This is a genomic window from Kitasatospora sp. NPDC051853 (genome assembly GCF_044452665.1).
Lineage (GTDB): Bacteria > Actinomycetota > Actinomycetes > Streptomycetales > Streptomycetaceae > Kitasatospora.
In genome coordinates this window covers 49,065-66,618 of record NZ_JBITBY010000015.1, presented here as the reverse complement: position 1 = coordinate 66,618, position 17,554 = coordinate 49,065, and the positions used below count along the sequence as shown (strand labels likewise).

The following is a 17,554-nucleotide window of genomic DNA, read 5'->3' as shown; positions in this document are numbered from 1 at the left end:
GCGGCCACCCCGTGCGCGCCACATTCGCACCAGTTAGCAGGGAGACCACCGTGTCCCGAATTCGCGCAGCCGCCACCGTCACCGCCCTCGGCGCCATTCTGCTCCTCGGAGCCGGCACCGCCCACGCGGACAACGGCGCCGGTGCCGCGTACGGCTCCAACAGCAGCGTGGTGAGCAACACCGGCTCGGGGAACATCGTCGGCAGCGTCAACGGCAACGGCAACGCGACCCAGCAGGCCGCGACCGGCTCCGGCGCGGCGAACCAGAACAACAGCGCCGGGGTGGCCGGGAACTCCGGCGGCATCGGCGTGATCCAGGGCAACGGCGCGTTCACGCACTCGGTGTACTACCCGTTCGTGCTGTACTGACCCACCTCGTCCTGACGACCCCGCAGGGGCGGGCCCGGCCGGGCCCGCCCCTGCGTCATGTCCAGGACGGGCAGGCCCGACACCGCCCCGGCGAGATCGGCCAGACACTGCGTCAGGTCGGGCCTGTCCCAGCCGCCGCGCACCCCGTCGTTGACCAGGGCGAACATCGCGTGCACCCGGATCCGGGCCTCCGCCGGCCCGTACTCCGGCCGGACCTCGCGGAGCAGCTCCACCCAGGTGCGCAGGAAGTCGCGGCGGAACGCGACCGCCGCCCGCCGGTCCGGCGGGGCCAGCCGCTCCGTCTCGCTGACCATCACGCCCAGGTGGTCACCGTGCCGGTGCGCGAAGTCCACGTACGCGCGGAGCCCGACGGCCAGCGCGGCCCCCGGCCCGCCCGCCGTGGTGAGGCCCGCCGCCATCGGCGCGGACACCTCCCGCCGCAGCCGCTCCCGGCAGCGCTCCAGGGCGGCGGCCAGCAGCTCGGCCTTGGTGCCGAAGTGCTTGTAGACGCTCGGCCCGGCGATGCCGACGGCCGCGCCCAGGCGGTCGGTGGTCACGTTGTCGAAGCCGTACCGGTGGAACAGGACGACCGCGGCGGTCAGCAGCTCCTCCCGACGGGACCCGGGGGGCGGCTGCGACGGCGAGGGGCGTGGCGGCGACGGCGGCGGTGACGGCGAGGGTCGTGGCGGCAGCGGTGCCGCCAGCACCGCACCGATCAGCTCGCCGAGCAGCCGCTCGAACCGGCGCCGGGGCAGCACGAAGGTGTGGTTCGACAGCCCGCCGAGCGCGGAGAGCACCGACCAGCAGAGCAATGCGGCGTCCGGGGGCGTCAGTTCGGGCCGCGCACGGCGGACGGCGGTGGCCATGGCGGTCACCTCGGTTCGCAACTCGCGCCGCAGCCTGGCCCGTTGGGCCGGCGGGAGGAGCCGGGCGTCCCGCTGCCAGAGCGTGCCCAGCACCCGGTGGTCGATCGCGGCCGGGGCCAGTGCGGCGGCCAGGGCGACCGGACCGTCCGGCGCCGAGGACACGCTCCGGGTGGCCTCCCGGAGGGCGGACAGCTGGGCGTCCAGCACCTGGCGGAGCAGCTCGGACTTGCCCGGCACGTGCCGGTAGAGCGCGGGGGCGGTGATGCCCAGCTCCCCGGCCAGCCCCGCCATCGAGACCCGGTGGTACCCGTCCCGGTGGAACCGCTCCCCCGCGACGGCCAGGATCTGCGCCTTCCGCCCCGGCGGCCGCCTCGTCGCCACCCTCGCCCCCCGCCGACCGCTCCCACGCCCTCCGCGGAACCGCCCGGCCAGGGTAGCAACCATTCACTTGACGGCCCGTCCGAAGCCCGAACACGGGACGGACGGTGCGGGGAAGTGCTGGACACCGGAAGCTACCGCCGATTAACTTGAGCCGCGATCAGAGCCGCCTCCGGGCCGCCACGAAGGGAGCGCCGCCGTGCGCCGCACCGTGTTCGACGAGGACCACGAGGCCTTCCGGGAGACCATCCGGGACTTCATCGCCAAGGAGGTCGTGCCGGTCTACGAGAGCTGGGAGGCCGAGGGCCACCCGCCGCGCGACTTCTACCGCAAGCTCGGCGCGCTCGGCGTCTACGGCATCGAGGTCCCGGAGGAGTACGGCGGCGCGGGCCAGACCGGCTTCAAGTACCAGGCCGTGGTCAGCGAGGAGTGCGCCCGGGCCGGCGTCACCTTCGGCTCCTCCGGCGTGCACACCGGCCTGGTGCTGCCCTACCTGCTGGAGTACGCCACCGAGGAGCAGAAGCAGCGCTGGCTGCCGGGCTTCGTCTCCGGCGACATCATGACCGCCATCGCGATGACCGAGCCGGGCGCCGGCTCCGACCTCGCGGGCATCTCCACCACCGCCAGGCTCTCCGAGGACGGCACCCACTACGTCCTGAACGGCGCCAAGACCTTCATCACCGGCGGCGTGCTCGCCGACCTGGTACTGGTCATCTGCCGCACCAGCCCCTACGACCCGGCCGACCGCCGGGCCGGGCTCTCCATCCTCTGCGTGGACACCACCTCGGAGGGCTACGCCGTCGGCCGCAAGCTGAAGAAGATCGGCCTGCGCACCTCGGACACCGCCGAACTCTCCTTCACCGACGTCAAGGTGCCGGTCGGCGACCTGCTCGGTGAGGAGGGCAAGGCCTTCGGCTACCTGACCCACAACCTGGTGCAGGAGCGGCTGGCCATCGCGGTCGGCGCGTACGCCTCCTCGGCGGCGGCGGTCCGCTTCGCGGTGCAGTACGTGAAGGACCGCAAGGTGTTCGGGCAGGCGGTGGCCGAGTTCCAGAACACCAAGTTCAGCCTGGCGGACTGCCAGGCCCAGGTACTGGCCCAGGAGTCGATGGTCGACCGGGCGCTGGAGCTCTACCAGAACGGGCAGCTGACGGTGGCGGACGCCGCCGCGACCAAGCTGTTCTGCACCGAGTCGGCCTCCCAGGTGATCGACAAGTGCCTCCAGCTGCACGGGGGTTACGGCTACATCCTGGAGTACCCGATCGCCCGGCTCTACACCGACAACCGGGTCTTCCGGATCTACGGCGGCACCAGCGAGGTCATGCGGACCATCGTCGCCAAGTCGCTCGGCCTGTAGCCGCCGGCCACGACCACGTCCGACGGCTTCCCCCACCTCCGCCGCCGGACGTACGGCAGCGGGCCGCCCCCATCGGCCCGCTGCCCAATCCTCTTTCGGTGCAAGCTAGTTGTGCTGGCCCGGGTGCTGCGGGTGCTCGGCGCGCCAGGCGTCCCAGCCCGCCATCGAGGCGGCCCGGGCCTGCTCGAAGGTGCGGTGCGCCAGCTCCCCCGGCGGGGTCTCCAGCTGCCGGACCCAGCCGCGGCCGGCCGAGAGCAGCGCCGCCCCGACCATCGCGGTACCCGCGAGGCCGACCAGCGCACCCACACCGGTCAGCACCACCCCGGTGGCCAGCAGGCCCCGGTTGACCTCGAACCCGCCGATGAACTTCTGATACGTCGCCATGGCACCCACCATCGGCCAGCCCCCTGCGGGCCGCACGCCGGTACAGCCATCAGTGGTCACACCGGGGGCGCGGGGAACTGCGCGCAGGGGAACGGCAGCACCTGCAACTGGCTGACGTGCCCTCAGTTGCAGGTGAGCCGCCTTCCGCTTCGCGCAGTTCCCCGCGCCCCCAGAGGCGTAGCCACTCACGCCAGCCGCACCGGGCCGCCTTCCGACTCGCGCCCGCGCGGCGGAGCCGCAGATCAGCAGAGCCCCGCGCCCCCGGGGTAACCACGTACGCTCCTCGCCACGCCCCGGGGCAACCGCCTCCCCCGGAGGCACAGCCGCTACCCCAGGACCCGACCTGCAGCGAGCTCCAGACCACGGAGCATCTGGTCGCCCGTCAGGGACTGGGCGGGGTCGACCAGCCACTGGGTGACCACGCCGGCCAGGAGGGCCTGGTAGAAGGCGCCGAGGACGACCTCGTCCTCGCTCTCGGGGGCCCGTTCGCCGCCGATCATGCGGGCGATCTCCAGCCGGGCCAGCCGCTGGACCTTGGTGAACTCCTCGCGGACCTCGGGCAGGTCGTCCATCCGCGCGATCACCTCGAACTGCGCGGCCCAGAGCCCGTGGTACTCGGTCATCGTCGCCCGGATGCCGTCCCACGCGGCGACGAAGCGCTCCCGCGGTGTGCCCTGGGCCCCGGCGACGGCGGCCTCGACCGCGTCGCCCCAGCCGCCGATGGCCTCCATCATCGCCTGGTTGAGCAGCGCCTCCTTCGAGCCGAAGTGGTAGCCGATCGCGGCCAGGCTGACGCCGGCCGCCGTGGCGATGTCCCGCGCGGTGGTGCGGCTGTAGCCCTTCTCGGAGAGGCAGCGCTTGGCGCCGTCGAGCAGGTCCTCACGATTTCCCATGCCCGGAAGCGTACGCCGGGGGCGAGACGAATGTCTTGCACATCCGTACTAGACATCCGTCTCAAACGTCCGTACCGTTCTTCTCGTGACCACCACCCACGGCCTCGCCGGCCGCCGCGAATGGACGGGCCTCGCCGTCCTGCTCCTGCCGACCCTCGTGATCGCCACGGACCTGGGGATCCTGTTCTTCGCCGTCCCCTTCATCAGCACCGAGCTGCGCCCCGACGCCACCGAGCAGCTCTGGATCATGGACATCTACTCGTTCCTGCTGGCCGGGCTGCTCATCCCGATGGGCGCGCTCGGCGACCGGATCGGCCGCCGCCGCCTGCTGATGGCCGGGGCGCTCGGCTTCGCCGCCGCCTCCGTGCTGGCCGCCACCGCGGACGGCGCCGGGCAGCTGATCGCGGCCCGTGCCCTGCTCGGGGTGACCGGGGCGACGCTGATGCCCTCGACCCTGGCGCTGATCCGGAACATGTTCCACGACCCCCGGCAGCGCACCGCCGCGATGGGTGCCTGGGGCGCCGCGACCATGGCCGGGGCCACCCTGGGCCCGGTGATCGGCGGACTGCTGCTGGAGCACTTCACCTGGAGCACCGTCTTCCTGCCCGCCGTCCCGGTGATGGCGCTGGTGCTGCTCACCGCCCCGTTCCTGCTGCCGGAGTACCGCAGCCCGCGGGCCGGCCGCTTCGACCTGCCCGGCGCACTGCTCGCGGTCGCCGCCGTCCTGCCCGCCGTCTACGGGCTCAAGCACCTGGCGGTGGACGGCTGGAGCACCTCGGCCGCGCTCTCCCTGGCCGCCGGCCTGCTGCTCGGCGGGGCACTGGTGTGGCGGCTGCGGACCGCGGCCACGCCGCTGGTCGACCCGGCGCTGTTCCGCAACCGCACCTTCAGCGGGGCGGTGGTGGTCAACACGCTCACCATGCTGGCCATGATGGGCTTCACCCTCTACACCTCGCAGTACCTCCAACTGGTGCGCGGAATGGCGCCGTTGACCGCCTCGCTGTGGGCGCTGCTGCCCAGCGTCGGGGTCTTCGTCACGGCCGGCGCCTCCGGGGCGCTGGCCGGAAGGGTCCGGCCGGGCGTGCGGCTGACGGGTGGTCTGGTGATCGCCGCGGCCGGGTTCGCCCTGATGACGCTGGTCCGGCCCGACTCCCCGCTGGCGCTCATCCTGGTCGCGGCCGGGGTGCTGGCCGCCGGGACGGTGGCCGCGATGATGCTCACCGCCGAGCTGGTGGTCTCGGCCGCACCGCCCGAGCAGGCCGGGGCCGCCTCGGCGGTCTCCGAGACCGCCACCGAGCTGGGCGCCTCGCTGGGCATCGCCCTGCTCGGCGCGGCCGGCGCCGCGGTCTACTCCGCCCGGCTGGACGGCGGCCTGCCGGCCGGCCTGCCCGCGGAGCTCACCACGGTGGCGCAGGACACCCTGGGCGGGGCGGTCGCGGTGGCCGCGCAGCTCCCCGGCGAGCTCGGCGGGCAGCTGCTCACCGCCGCCCGGGACGCCTTCGCCGACGGCATGCACCTGGCCGCCGCGGTGGGCCTGGCCACCATGCTGCTCGGGGCCTTCCTGGCCCACCGCCTGCTCGGTGACCTGCCCGTTCCCGCCCCCGCCGAAAAGGCCGGGGAGCAGGTCCGTCACCAGCTGGAATCGGTCTAGATCACGCTGTGGAGAAACCTCACGTGAACACCTGGTTTTCGTCCGATGTTTCAGGACCGCTGTATACGTCGGCCGTGCGGGCCATGCATACTGGCCGAGGCCGGGCACGTTCGCGCGGCCCATGAAACAGCGAGTTTTCCGAAGGGACCGGTGGTCAGGGATGCTGCGCAACGGTCTGGAGCCCTGGCACCTCCTCGTGGTGCTGGCTGTCGTCATCCTGCTTTTCGGTTCGAAGAAGCTGCCCGAGATGGCGCGCGGCCTCGGCAAGTCGATGCGCATCCTCAAGGCCGAGACCAAGGCCCTCCGCGAGGAGGACGGCCAGGCCGCCGGCACCCCGGCCGCTCCGGCGGACGGCAAGGCGCAGAGCACCGCCACCGAGCAGCCCCGCCAGGCGGTCGAGCCGACCGTCGTCACCAAGGCCACCGAGCCGAACGGCCAGCAGAACAAGGCCTGACCAGCCGTCACGGCGGGTCCGCACCGGGCCGCCGCTCCACCCCTCGCGGGACGGAGCGGCGGCCCGGTGCCGTTCCGTCCCCGGCCGGGGTCTGACTGGCCGTCGGATTCGTTCTGGTATCTCCTGGTGTGCACCCATCCACGCACCGGGAGGAACGGATGACCGACCCGACCGGCCCCGCCGAGGTCGAGGAGCTGCGCAAGCGGCTCGCCCTGCTGGAGGGGCGGCAGGCACCGCCCCGCCGGCACCGCGTCAGGTCCGCCTTCGCCGTCCTGCTGGTGCTGCTGGCCGCCGTGCTCACCCCGCTGAGCGTGGTGGCCGCCTGGACCAGGGCCGAGGTCGGCGACACCGACCGGTACGTGGCCACCATGGCGCCGCTGGCCGAGGACCCGGCGGTCCGGGCCGCCGTGACCGACCGGGTGACCGCCGAAGTGATGAAGTACCTGCCGGTCGACACCCTGCTGGAGCAGGTCGCCCCCGACGACCGGCCGCTGCTCGACAAGGCCCTCGGCGCCCTCGGCTCCACCCTGACCAACGGCCTGACCGGCTTCGTCCACGGCCAGGTGGAGAAGGTGGTGGACAGCGACGCCTTCGCCACCGTCTGGGTGACCGTCAACCGGGACGCGCACGCCGCCGTGGACCGGTTGCTCACCGGCGAGGGCGGCGGCGCCGTCGAGCTCAGGGGCGACGCCGTGACGCTGGACCTGGCTCCGCTGATCGACCAGGTGAAGAACCGTCTGGTCGCCCAGGGGCTCGGCGTGGCGGCGAAGATCCCCGAGGTGCACACCGAGTACGTCCTGGTGGAGTCGGAGGCCATCCCCAAGGCCCGCACCGCCTTCCGGCTGCTCGACCTGGCCGGCTTCTGGCTGCCGGTGCTCACCGTGCTGGTCGCGGCGGGCGGCGTGCTGCTGGCCGGGCGGCGGCGCCGGGCCCTGGTCACCGCCGCGCTGCTGGTGGCGGGCGGGGCGGCGGTGCTCGGCCTGGCGCTCACCGCCGGCCGGGCGTTCTACCTGGACCGGCTCCCCGCCGGGGTGAGCCAGGACGCCGCCGCGGCCGTCTTCGACGCCCTGGTGCACTACCTGCGGACCACCGTGCGGGCGGTGGTGGCGCTCGGCGTGCTGGTCGCCCTCGGTGCCTGGCTGACCGGGGCCGGGCGGTGGGCCGGGACGGTGCGGCGGCTCTGGGCGGCCGGCTTCGGCGCCGTCCGGACCACCGCCGCGCGGGCCGGGCTGCGGCTCGGGCCGGTCGGGCGATTCGTCCACCGGTACAAGGCCTGGCTGGGGTGGACGGGGGTGGCCGCGGCCGCGCTGGTCCTGGCCCTGTGGAGCTACCCGACCGGGATGGTGGTGTTCTGGACGGGCTTCGCGCTGCTGGGCGGGCTGGCGGTGCTGGAGCTGCTGGACGCGCGGCCGGAGGAGCAGCCGGACGGGGTGGCCGCGCCGTGAGCGGCGGCACCGACGCCCCCCGGGTCGACCGGGTGGGCTGGCTGTACGGCCTGGGCGGGGCGACGGCGCTGCTGGTGGGCTACTTCACCGTGCCGCTCGGCGTCTTCGGGCCGCACCACCCGGTGCCCAGCTGGCTGACCTTCGCCGGGGCGCTGACCGTGCTGGCCGGCTTCCTGCTCCGGGAGATCCGCCGGGAGTACCTCGCCCTCCCCGGCCGCCCGGCGATGGCGATCCTGCTGCTGAGCGCACTGACCCTGGTGGTCTTCGCCTCCACGTACTACGCGCTGGCCGACGAGTTCACCGGGCTGTCGACCCGGATCGACGCGCTCTACTTCACCGTCGTCACCCTCGCCACGGTCGGCTTCGGGGACGTCACCCCGTCCGGGCAGGCGGCCCGGGTGGTGGTGATGCTCCAGATCCTCTACACCCTGGTCTTCCTGACCGCCGGGGCCACCACCGTCAGCCGCCGCCTGCACGAGCGGATGGCCGAACGCGCCACCTCCCGGGCCGAGGAGCCCGGCCGGAGGCGCCGCCGGCACCACCGGAACGAGGAGTCCTAGCGGGACCGTCAGCCGACCAGGGCGAGGACGGCACCGATCTTGGTCTGCCAGAGCAGGCTGGTCTCGCCGTCGATGGCGTGGCGCTTGCCCAGGTCGCGGACCATCTTCTGAGCCTCCCTCAGGGAGCGTGCGGCGTCGTCGAACTGATGGTCGTTCAGGGCGTCCGAGGCCTCGTCCAGGCGTTCCAGCAGGTCCTGCTGGCGGTCCCGGTCCCGTTCGAACTCGCTCTGGGCCACGGCCGCGCGCAGCGAGGACAGCGCGGTGCCCGGGCCGGGCTTGGTGCTCGGCGAGGGCTTGGCGCTCGGGCTCGCCTTGGCCGAGGGCGTGGGCGAGGGGGTGGGCGTGGGCGAGGGGGTGGGGCTCGCCGGGGCGGAGGCCGCCGCGGTCGGGCTCGGGGCCGCCCCGGGGGTGCCCTTCCCCCCGCCGGTCACCAGCACCACGACCACCACCGCCGCGGCGATCGCGGCCGCACCGGCGCCGGCGTAGAGCAGCGGGTTCCGCCGCCGGGCGGGCGGCTCCTCGTACGGGTCGTACGCCTCGTGGGGCCGGGCGTCGTAGGGCTGGGCTCCGCCGTGGGGCTGGGCCGGGAAGGCGGCGTGGTGCGGGACCGGGGGCAGTACCGAGGTCGCCTGCTGGGCGGCGTACGGGGCCTGGGCGTGCGTCACCGGGACCGGGGGGATCACCTGGGTGGCCGCGAGCAGTTCGCTGGTCCGGTCGGCCGCGCCGTGCAGCGGGACGGCGGCGAGCAGCTCGGCCCGGGCGGTGGCGGCGTCGGCCGGGCGCTCGGCCGGGTTCTTGGCGAGCAGCCGGAGCACCACCGCGTCCAGCGCGGGAGTCAGCCCGGGGCGGCGGTAGGAGGGCGGGGCGGGCTGGGCGCCGACGTGCTGGTAGGCGATGGCCACCGAGTTGTCGCCGCCGAACGGGGGTGCGCCGGTGAGCATCTCGGTGAGCACGCAGCCCACCGAGTAGAGGTCGGAGCGGCCGTCCAGCGGGCTCGCGGTGGCCTGCTCCGGGGAGAGGTAGGAGGCGGTGCCGAGCACCTGGGCGGCCTGGGTGAGCTGGGCGCCGGAGGAGCCGGCCCGGGCGATCCCGAAGTCCACCACCTTCACCCCGCCGTCCTGGGTGATCATGATGTTGCCCGGCTTGATGTCCCGGTGCACCAGCCCGGCCGCGTGCGCGACCTCCAGCGCCTCGCAGACCGCCGCGGCGATGCCGACGGCGCGCTCCACCGGGAGCCAGGTGGTGTCGGCGATCAGCCGGCCCAGCGTCTGGCCGTCGACCAGCTCCATCACGATGTACGGCGAGCCCTGGTCCACCCCGGAGTCGAAGACCGTGACGATCCTCGGGTGCACCAGGCGGGCGGCGTGCTGGGCCTCCTGCGCGAAGCGCTCGGCGAACCGGGGGTCGTCGGCCAGGCCGCCGTTGAGCAGCTTCACCGCGACCGGGCGGCCCAGCTGGTGGTCGTGGCCGCGGTGCACGGTGGCCATGCCGCCGACGCCGAGGACCTCGCCCAGCTCGTAACGCCCGTTCAGTATCCGGCCGATCACCCCGACCACTCCCCTTCCGCGGCACCTGGCCCAGTCGGCCCGGTGGCCGCGCGCACCCGTGCACCATAGCGGTTGTCCGGTTGCGGTCAGCCGCCCGCCGGGGGCACCTGGAGGCTGCCGTACCGCTGCATCCGCTGCCAGCGCAGCCGGGAGCCGGCCAGGGCGGTGCAGACGGACTGGATCACCACCAGGTACATCAGCTGCCGGTAGACGAACTGCTGGAGCGGCAGCGTCCAGAGCGGGCCGAGCTTCTCGCCGTCCAGCCGGAAGGCGTAGGCGCCCATCGCGAACTGCAGTGCCAGGAAGGCGGCCCAGAGGCCGATGATGCGGCCCGGGTCGAGGAAGACCAGGCCGTAGAGCGCGAACACGTCCACCACCGGGGCCAGCAGCGGCAGCAGCACCTGGAACAGCAGCAGGTAGCCGAGGCCGCGGCGGCCGAGCTTGCCGGCCTGGCCGCGCTGGGCCAGTGCTCCCCGGTGCTTCCACATCGCCTGCAGGGTGCCGTAGCACCAGCGGTAGCGCTGGCGCCAGAGCGCGCCGAGCGAAGCCGGGGCCTCCGTCCAGGCCTTGGCCCGCTCCTCGTAGACCACCCGCCAACCGGCCCGGCACAGGCCCATGGTGAGGTCGGTGTCCTCGGCCAGGGTGGACTCGCCGACGCCGCCCAGGCGCAGCAGGGCCGAGCGGCGGAAGGCGCCGACCGCACCCGGCACCGTCGGCATGCACTCGGCCAGGTCGAACAGCCGGCGGTCCAGGTTGAAGCCCACCACGTACTCGATGTGCTGCCAACGGCCCAGCAGGCCACCGCGGTTGACCACCTTGGCGTTGCCGGAGACGGCGCCGACCCGGCGGTCCGCGAAGGGCTGCACCAGCATCCGGACCGCGTCCGGCTCGAACACGGTGTCGCCGTCCACCATCACCAGCAGCTCGCAACTCGCGGCGGCGATACCGGCGTTGAGGGCGGCCGGCTTCCCCGCGTTCTCCTGCCGGATCACCCGGACGTACGGCAGCCGCAGCGACTCGACCAGGTCGGCGGTGCCGTCGGTGGAGCCGTCGTCCACCACGATCACCTCCACCGGGTGGTCGGAGGCCAGCAGCGAGCGGACGGCCGCCTCGATGCCCGCCACCTCGTTGTAGGCGGGGACGATCACGGTGACCGGCTCGGTCACCGGCGGGCCCCACGGGCGGTCGCGCAGCCGCTTGTGCCGCCGGGCCGCCACCACCACCGCGACCGCGCGCAGCACGCTGACCGCGCCGGCCGCGAACAGCAGCCAGCCCAGCACCCGGAGCACCCACTCGCTGGCCGCCAGGGCGCCGAGCAGGGCCAGGCCGCGCCAGTGCTCCCCGGCGGGGGCCGCGGCCATCGGGCGGGGCAGGCCGAGCGCGTCGCCGACCGGGGCGAACCGGTAGCCGCGGGCCTGGAGTTCGGGGATCAGCCGGTCCAGCGCGGCCACCGTCTGGCTGCGGTCGCCGCCCGCGTCGTGCATCAGGACGATCTCGCCCGCCGTGCCGCGCGGGGTGGCGTCGGCCACGATCCGGTCCACGCCCGGTCGGCGCCAGTCGCCGCTGTCCAGGGTGGTGAGCACGGTCAGGTAGCCGTCCTGCCCCGCCTTGCGGACGGCCTCCCAGTCGGCGTCGGTGAGCGCGGCGGCCGAGGAGGAGTACGGGGGCCGCAGCAGCGAACTGGTCCGGCTGACCGCTCCGGCCAGCGCCAGCTGACTCTGGCTCAGCTCCAGCGAGCGCCGCCACTCGGGGACGGCCGCCAGATCGGCGTGGGTGAAGGTGTGCACGCCGAGCTCGTGGCCCTCCGCGACGATCCGCCGGGCCAGTTCGGGGTGCGCGGCCACCTGGGAGCCGACCACGAAGAAGGTGGCGTCCACCTGGTGGCGGCGGAGCACGTCCAGGATCTTCGGGGTCCAGACCGGGTCCGGGCCGTCGTCGAAGGTGAGGGCCACCGTCCGGTCGGCCGGGCGGGCCGAGCGGGGCTGCGCCGCGCCGCCGTCGATCACCGGGCCGCCGTCCCGGACCGCGCCGGGCACCGCGCGGCCGTCGCCCTTGGCGGTGGCCGCGCCGTCGGGGGTGCCGCCGTACAGCTGGTGGGTCCAGCCCTGGAGCAGCAGCGCCGCGGTGAGGGTGAGCACCAGGGTGGTCAGCAGCAGCCAGTGGGTGCGCAGCGGTACCTGGCGGACCGCGGCCCGGCGGCCGCGGGCCCTGCCGTTGCCGCGTCGTCGGGAGCGGTGGCCGGGGGCGGGCCGGGTGGTGGTCACGGGTTCTTGCTCGGCTTCCGGCTCGGGGCGGTGCTGGGGCGGCCGTGCCCCGGGGAGTTGGTGGGGTTGCCCGGGCCCGCGGTCGGACCGGTGGTGACCGGGGCGGTGGGCTCGGGCGGGGCCGTCACCGGGGCGGCCGACGGGGACGGTGCGCCGGCGGGGCGGGCGGAACGGCTGGGGGCGGCCGTCTGCCCGGCGGAGCCGGCCGGTCTGGCCGAGCCCTCGGCCGACGGACCGTCAGCGGTGGTGCCGGCCGCCGGGGCGGCGGGGACGGTCGGGGTGGGCGGGCGCTCGGCGTGCTGCTGCGGCAGGAACGGCGCGTCCACGGACGGACCGCCGAGCAGGCTGCTGAGCAGCAGGGCCAGGTACCCGGCCGCGGGTATGACGAGCAGTCGGCCGGCGCGGCGGACGAGCCGCTGGCGGCGGCCGGAGGCGTCCACGAAGACCGGCTCGTCGGGCCGTGCGCCGGCCGGCGGGGCGACCGGGCCGGCGGCCCGGGTCTGGGGGCTGATGGTCACCTGCGGTTCCGATCCTGGTGTGGGGTCTGGGGTCCGGCGCCGGGAGGACCGACCCGCGCACCGCCGGCGCGGCGTCTTCGGGTCACTGGCGGACCTCCGGCTGTCCCCCGGTCCGCTGCTCCTCGGGCTTGTCGCCCTGCTTGACGGTGGGCTTCTCGGTCGGCCGGTCGGTCGGCTTGTCGCTGGGCTTCTCGGTCGCCTTGCGTCCGCCGGAGGAGGCGGTGGCGGACGGGGCCGGGGCCGAGGGCGTGTGGGAGCCGCCCTTGCCCTGGTCCTCGGCACCGCCCGACGTGGACGGCCGGGCGGAGCCGGGTGCGGCACAGTACTCCGTCACCGCCTCGGCGCCCCCGGCCGCCGTCAGCAGCGGGGCGAACCGGGGTTCGGCGAGCAGCAGCACGCGCTTCCCGCCCGCGGCCAGGCCCTCGGCCAGCTGGCGGCAGAGCTCGGCCGACTGACCGGCGGCCGACGCCGCGGAGGACGGCGAGGACGCCGCGGCGGACGGCGACGGCGGGGCGGTGGCGGTGTGCGAGGCGCCGAAGCCCTGCTGCTCGTGCCGGGACGGGGAGCCGCCGGCCCGCGCGGCCGAGCCGGGGTCGGTGGCCGTCGCGGGGGCGTGCGCCACCTGGTCGCCGGCACCGCCGGGCAGACCGGGGATGTGCGGCAGCGCGCCCGTGCCGGCCGCGACCGCGACGCCGCCGAGCGCGGTGGCCGCGCAGGCGGCCAGCAGGGCCTTCGCGCTGAAGGCCCGTACGCGGACGGTGGTGCTCACGGTCGTTCTCCGGGCTGCGGCGGACGGGTCGGAGTGCACCGCCCGGAAGGCCGCCAGCGCCGCCTGCTCACCGGGCTGCTCGCCACCGCAGGCTTCGGGGGCAGCCGCGGAGGCGAGCAGCCCGGCCAGCTCCGCGTGGCCCGGCGGGGCCGTGCGGCGGGCGAGGCGCTCCGGACCGGTCGCGCGGGCGCCCGAGGCACCGGCGAGCAGCTGCTCGGCGGTGTCGCGGTCGATCCGTCGGGATCGGTTGGTGCTCATCTCATGTCCTTCAGCGTCACGGCCTGCTCGGGTGTCACACCCGGCGGAAAGGTTTTCCCGGATCCGGTTCCGGACTCCGGCCCGGGGCGGCCCGCCCGGCCCAGCCGGCGCAGCGGACGGCCCTTGCCGGGCGGGGGCTGCTCGGTGGCGGCCGGGCGCTTGCGCGGTGGTTCGGCGGGCGTGCGGCGCTGCGCCGGGAAGCCCTCGGCGGGACCGCCGGCCGGGCCCTCGCCCTCCAGGCGCTTGGCCAGCCGGCGCAGGCCGCGGTGGGCGGCCATCCGGACGGTGCCGGCCCGCTTGCCGAGCACGGCGGCGGCCCCGGGCGCGTCCAGGCCGAGCACCACCCGGAGCAGCACCGCCTCCGCCTGGTCCGGCGGCAGCTCGGCGATCATCGCCAGCGCGTCGGCGGTGGAGACCGCCGAGACGGCGCTGCCCGCGGTGTCCTCGGCCGCGGCCAGCTCGGCGAGGTACTCCTCGGGGAGGTCGGCGATCGGCCGTCTGCGGACCCTGCGCAGGTGGTCCATGGCCCGGTGCCGGGCGATGGTCGCCGCCCAGCCGCGGAAGCCGTCCGAGTCGCCGCGGAACCCTCCCAGGTCGCGGGCTATCTGGAGCCAGGTCTCGGAGGCGATGTCCTCCGCGTCCTCCGGACCGCCGCCGACCAGCACCCGCAGGTAGCGCAGCAGGCCGGGCTGGACCGTCCGGAAGAGCAGCCGGAACGCCTCCTGGTCGCCGTTCTGCGCCGCCAGGACGGCCTCGGCGAGGTCGGGCGGAGGGCCGCCGGATCGGGGGTGGGAGCTGTGCACCCGCCACATCATGCGCCATCCGGGACCCGCACCGGACCGGTTCGGCCGCTCCGGTCCCGGTGCGACGCCGCTCCGGCCGTGGGGCGGTGCCGCTCCGGCCGTGGGGTGACGCCGTTCCGGCCCGCCGTGACGGGGGTGTCAGGGCGGGAGGGAGGAACGGCCCGCGCCCGCGGGACCTAAGGCCCGTCGGCCCACGCCGTTCGCCCACAGCCCCGGGGCGGCCCCCGGACCTAGCTTTGACAGTGCACGAACCACACCCCCCACCTGCAAGGACCTGCGATGACGGCTGCCCGTGAACTCTTCGCCGAAGGGATGCGCCACCACCTGGCGCCGGCCCTGCGGGCGATGGGCCTGACGGACCAGCGGCAGGTCTTCGTCCTCCCGGCCCCGCTGCACTGGGCCGTCCTGGGCATCCGGGTGGTCGACACCGACGGGCACGCGCTGCGCTACACCGTCCACCTGGCCCTGAGCGCCAAGCCGGAGGCCGTCCGGGACCGCCCGCTGCCGGTCGGGCCGCCGGACCCGGGGGCTCCGGACGGCTCCGAGCTCTGGCACGCCCGGATCGGCGAGCTGATGCCGGTCGACGACGAGATCTGCTGGGAGATCAGCCCCGGGCCGCGCTGGCTGGTCGCGGTGGAGGACTCGATCGCCGCCGTCCGCCACTACGGGCTGCCCGAGCTGCGCCGCCGGCTGGCCGTCGCCGAGGGCGGCCCCGGGACGGGCGAGACGTACCTCACCGCCGCCGAGCTGGACGAGGTCAACGCGGCGCTGCTGACCGCCGCCGTGGCGCGCATCCAGCGCGCCGAGCTGGACGGCAAGACCCTGGTCCTGACCGGCGCCTGGAGCCGCTCCGACCCGGTCGCCCACGAGGTGCTGGCCGGGGTGGCCGGCGGCTTCCTGGCCGCCGGGGACGACCGCTTCGGCCGGGTCCGCTGCGCCGACACGCTCGGCCGGGAGCTGTGGGTCTTCTGACCGCGCGCCGGCTGACGCCGTCTCACCAGAGGCGGTCCACGGTGCCCGGGTGGAGCGCGATCCGGCGGTGCTCCCACTCCGCCGCACGGGCCCGCCCGGTGCACAGGTCGGCCATCACCACCTTGTCGAAGCCCGGCCAGTCGGTCGGGAACGGGTCCCGCGCGGTGCCGCCGACCAGCACCGCACCGGGCAGCTCGCGCCACCCGGCGGCCCGGTAGAAGCCCCGCAGCGGACGGTCGCAGCTGAAGACCCCGAGGTCCGCCCCGCTCGCCCGGACGGCCTCCAGCGCGGCCCGCACCAGCCGCCCGCCGTGACCCCGGCCGCGCTCGGCCGGGTCGGTGACCACGCAGCTCAGCCCGCGGGCCAGGTAGCGGCCGCCGTCGTGCCCGATCTCCTTGGTGAGCAGGTCCAGCGCGGCCAGCACCCGGCCGCCGTCCACCAGCAGCAGGCTCTCCGGGGCCAGCGCCGGATCGTGGCTGCTGCCCGGGTCCGGCTCGCCGCTGGGCCAGGCCGCCTCCTGCAACTGCCATACTTGGCAGCGTAGTTCGGCCGGCACCTCGGCCTCGGGGAAGCTCAGCAGTGGCACCGCGGCCCCTTCGGGAAAATGGCTGGCCGCTCGGCCGCCGGTTCGTGAACACTGCGAAGTATGGTGGAATTCGCGAACTTTGACACCCGTCACTACCCGACCGTGGACGTCCGGACCGGCTACGGCCAGTGGGTGACGAGCTACGAGGACACCGTCGAGGACCTGATGGACCTCGCGGTGCTGGAAGGACTCTCCGCCCCCCGGTGGTCGGAAGTGGAACAGGCCGCCGACCTCGGCTGCGGGACGGGGCGGACCGGCGCCTGGCTGCGGGCCCGCGGGGTGGGCGCCGTGGACGGGGTGGACCTGACGCCCGAGATGCTGGCCCGGGCGGAGGCCCGGGGTGCCCACCGGGCGCTGCTGGAGGGGGACTTGGCGAGCACCGGACTGCCCGGGGGCCGGTACGGACTGGTGATCTCCTCCCTGGTGGACGAGCACCTGCCGGAGCTGGCCCCGCTCTACCGGGAGGCGTACCGACTGGCCGCGCCGGGCGGGCTCTGCGTCCTGGTCGGCCTGCACCCGCAGTTCATCATGAGCGCCGGGATGCCCACCCACTTCACCACCGCCGAGGGCACCGACCTGGCCATCGACACCCACCTGCACCTGGTCAGCGACCACCTGACCGCCGCGCTGGGCGAGGGCTGGCAGCTGGCCGAGATGCGGGAGGCCGTGGTGGACGGGCGGTGGACCGCCCTCAAGCCCAAGTGGGCCAGGCACCTCGGCGTCCCGGTCTCGGCGGCGTACGTGTTCCGCAAGTAGTCCGCCGGGCCGTCCCGCGGACTCCCGTGTCAGAAACCGGAGTTGGGGCTGGTGAGGATGCGCGTCCGGCCGTCACCGCGGGCCGCCAGGGCACCGGCCAACCGCAGCGAGCGGCTGGGGCCGAGCAGGTCGAGGGCCTCCTCGACCGGTGCCCACCTCCAGTCGTCCAGCTCGCCCTCGGGCAGCACGACCGGGACGTCGGCCCCGATGGTGCCCAGGTCGAAGAGGAAGTGCACGGCCGGGTGGTCGAGTTCCTCGGACGGATGGGTCCAGGCCACCGCCAGCAGTGGGCCGGCCTCCCGGACGATGCCGGTCTCCTCCTCCAACTCGCGCGCGGCGCAACGGGCGCCGTCCTCGCCGCGGTCGATGGTGCCGCCGGGGAACTGCCAGTGCTCCCGGTACCCGGCCTTCACGATCAGCACCCGCCCGTCCGGGTCGGTGAGCAGGCAGCCCGCCCCCGTGTAGGCCCGGGGCAGCGAGGCCAGCCACTCCTCGCGGGACTTGAGCTCCTCCGGCATGACGCTCCTTCAGTCGTTGGGTCCGTCCGGACCCTACCGCCCGGGGCGCCGAGGAGCGGGCGGGACGGCACGAGGGGCGGGGCCCCGGGGGGCGGGGGGCGCCCCCCCGGGGCGGGGGGGGGGGCCCGGGGGGGGGGCCCGGTCGGCGGGCCCGCAAGCCGGGCCCCCCCAGTGGGGCGCGTGCGTGTACGCGCCCCGGGGGCGGGG

Annotated in this window: 18 protein-coding genes; 8 read left to right on the top strand and 10 right to left on the bottom strand. The window is 75.2% G+C overall.

Annotated features, from left to right (window positions below):
• Positions 1-50 precede the first annotated feature (50 nt).
• Positions 51-368 carry a hypothetical protein gene (locus ACIA8O_RS34250; protein ID WP_345290976.1) on the top strand — a complete coding sequence of 106 codons (318 nt, stop codon included), beginning with the start codon at positions 51-53 and terminating at the stop codon, positions 366-368.
• Here the strand turns inward: ACIA8O_RS34250 and ACIA8O_RS34245 are convergent.
• Complete coding sequence (locus tag ACIA8O_RS34245) at positions 347-1,615, bottom strand: TetR/AcrR family transcriptional regulator (RefSeq protein WP_396297927.1); 1,269 nt, start codon at positions 1,613-1,615, stop codon at positions 347-349. The genes ACIA8O_RS34250 and ACIA8O_RS34245 overlap by 22 nt on opposite strands.
• Positions 1,616-1,811: 196 nt before the next feature.
• Between ACIA8O_RS34245 and ACIA8O_RS34240 the strand changes: the two genes are divergently transcribed.
• A complete protein-coding gene (locus tag ACIA8O_RS34240) occupies positions 1,812-2,969 on the top strand; it encodes an acyl-CoA dehydrogenase family protein (RefSeq protein ID WP_396297926.1) in 1,158 nt (385 codons plus the stop codon).
• Between the two features lie 105 nt (positions 2,970-3,074).
• On the opposite strand, the gene ACIA8O_RS34235 is transcribed toward ACIA8O_RS34240, so the two are convergent.
• Together ACIA8O_RS34235 and ACIA8O_RS34230 are read right to left on the bottom strand one after the other, a co-directional pair.
• Positions 3,075-3,353 (bottom strand): hypothetical protein, encoded by a 279-nt coding sequence (locus ACIA8O_RS34235; RefSeq protein ID WP_396297925.1) that lies wholly within the window; start codon positions 3,351-3,353, stop codon positions 3,075-3,077.
• A gap of 326 nt (positions 3,354-3,679) precedes the next feature.
• Entirely contained in the window at positions 3,680-4,246 is a 567-nt protein-coding gene (locus ACIA8O_RS34230) for a TetR/AcrR family transcriptional regulator (protein WP_396297924.1), read from the bottom strand.
• Positions 4,247-4,331: 85 nt separating this feature from the next.
• Here ACIA8O_RS34230 and ACIA8O_RS34225 point away from each other — a divergent pair, with 85 nt between their 5' ends.
• The 4 genes from ACIA8O_RS34225 (at position 4,332) to ACIA8O_RS34210 (ending at position 8,356) form a co-directional block, all read left to right on the top strand.
• Positions 4,332-5,897, top strand: a complete 1,566-nt coding sequence (locus ACIA8O_RS34225; protein WP_396297923.1) for an MFS transporter — start codon at positions 4,332-4,334, stop codon at positions 5,895-5,897.
• Positions 5,898-6,057: 160 nt separating this feature from the next.
• Positions 6,058-6,351 carry a Sec-independent protein translocase subunit TatA gene (gene tatA / locus ACIA8O_RS34220; RefSeq protein WP_396297922.1) on the top strand — a complete coding sequence of 98 codons (294 nt, stop codon included), beginning with the start codon at positions 6,058-6,060 and terminating at the stop codon, positions 6,349-6,351.
• 158 nt (positions 6,352-6,509) lie between these two features.
• Positions 6,510-7,796 (top strand): hypothetical protein, encoded by a 1,287-nt coding sequence (locus ACIA8O_RS34215; RefSeq protein ID WP_396297921.1) that lies wholly within the window; start codon positions 6,510-6,512, stop codon positions 7,794-7,796.
• Positions 7,793-8,356, top strand: coding sequence for a potassium channel family protein (locus ACIA8O_RS34210; protein ID WP_396297920.1), 564 nt, complete (start codon positions 7,793-7,795; stop codon positions 8,354-8,356). Before ACIA8O_RS34215 ends, ACIA8O_RS34210 begins: the two co-directional genes overlap by 4 nt.
• 8 nt (positions 8,357-8,364) lie before the next feature.
• On the opposite strand, the gene ACIA8O_RS34205 is transcribed toward ACIA8O_RS34210, so the two are convergent.
• The 5 genes from ACIA8O_RS34205 to ACIA8O_RS34185 all read right to left on the bottom strand — a co-directional run bounded on the left by ACIA8O_RS34205 (position 8,365) and on the right by ACIA8O_RS34185 (position 14,515).
• Entirely contained in the window at positions 8,365-9,903 is a 1,539-nt protein-coding gene (locus ACIA8O_RS34205) for a protein kinase (RefSeq protein WP_396297919.1), read from the bottom strand.
• Between the two features lie 86 nt (positions 9,904-9,989).
• Entirely contained in the window at positions 9,990-12,167 is a 2,178-nt protein-coding gene (locus ACIA8O_RS34200) for a bifunctional polysaccharide deacetylase/glycosyltransferase family 2 protein (RefSeq protein ID WP_396297918.1), read from the bottom strand.
• On the bottom strand, positions 12,164-12,685 hold the full coding sequence (locus tag ACIA8O_RS34195; protein WP_396297917.1) for a hypothetical protein: 522 nt from the start codon (positions 12,683-12,685) through the stop codon (positions 12,164-12,166). Before ACIA8O_RS34195 ends, ACIA8O_RS34200 begins: the two co-directional genes overlap by 4 nt.
• A gap of 82 nt (positions 12,686-12,767) precedes the next feature.
• Positions 12,768-13,712: a hypothetical protein gene (locus ACIA8O_RS34190; protein ID WP_396297916.1), complete on the bottom strand. Its 945-nt coding sequence runs from the start codon at positions 13,710-13,712 to the stop codon at positions 12,768-12,770.
• Complete coding sequence (locus ACIA8O_RS34185; protein ID WP_396297915.1) at positions 13,709-14,515, bottom strand: RNA polymerase sigma factor; 807 nt, start codon at positions 14,513-14,515, stop codon at positions 13,709-13,711. The genes ACIA8O_RS34190 and ACIA8O_RS34185 overlap by 4 nt, the downstream gene beginning before the upstream one ends.
• A 279-nt stretch (positions 14,516-14,794) precedes the next feature.
• Here ACIA8O_RS34185 and ACIA8O_RS34180 point away from each other — a divergent pair, with 279 nt between their 5' ends.
• Positions 14,795-15,487 (top strand): hypothetical protein, encoded by a 693-nt coding sequence (locus ACIA8O_RS34180; protein ID WP_396297914.1) that lies wholly within the window; start codon positions 14,795-14,797, stop codon positions 15,485-15,487.
• Between the two features lie 22 nt (positions 15,488-15,509).
• On the opposite strand, the gene ACIA8O_RS34175 is transcribed toward ACIA8O_RS34180, so the two are convergent.
• Positions 15,510-16,073: a GNAT family N-acetyltransferase gene (locus ACIA8O_RS34175; protein ID WP_396297913.1), complete on the bottom strand. Its 564-nt coding sequence runs from the start codon at positions 16,071-16,073 to the stop codon at positions 15,510-15,512.
• A 60-nt stretch (positions 16,074-16,133) separates the two neighbouring features.
• Here ACIA8O_RS34175 and ACIA8O_RS34170 point away from each other — a divergent pair, with 60 nt between their 5' ends.
• Entirely contained in the window at positions 16,134-16,829 is a 696-nt protein-coding gene (locus tag ACIA8O_RS34170) for a class I SAM-dependent DNA methyltransferase (RefSeq protein ID WP_396297912.1), read from the top strand.
• Between the two features lie 29 nt (positions 16,830-16,858).
• On the opposite strand, the gene ACIA8O_RS34165 is transcribed toward ACIA8O_RS34170, so the two are convergent.
• Positions 16,859-17,347, bottom strand: a complete 489-nt coding sequence (locus ACIA8O_RS34165; protein WP_396297911.1) for an NUDIX domain-containing protein — start codon at positions 17,345-17,347, stop codon at positions 16,859-16,861.
• Positions 17,348-17,554: the final 207 nt, after the last annotated feature.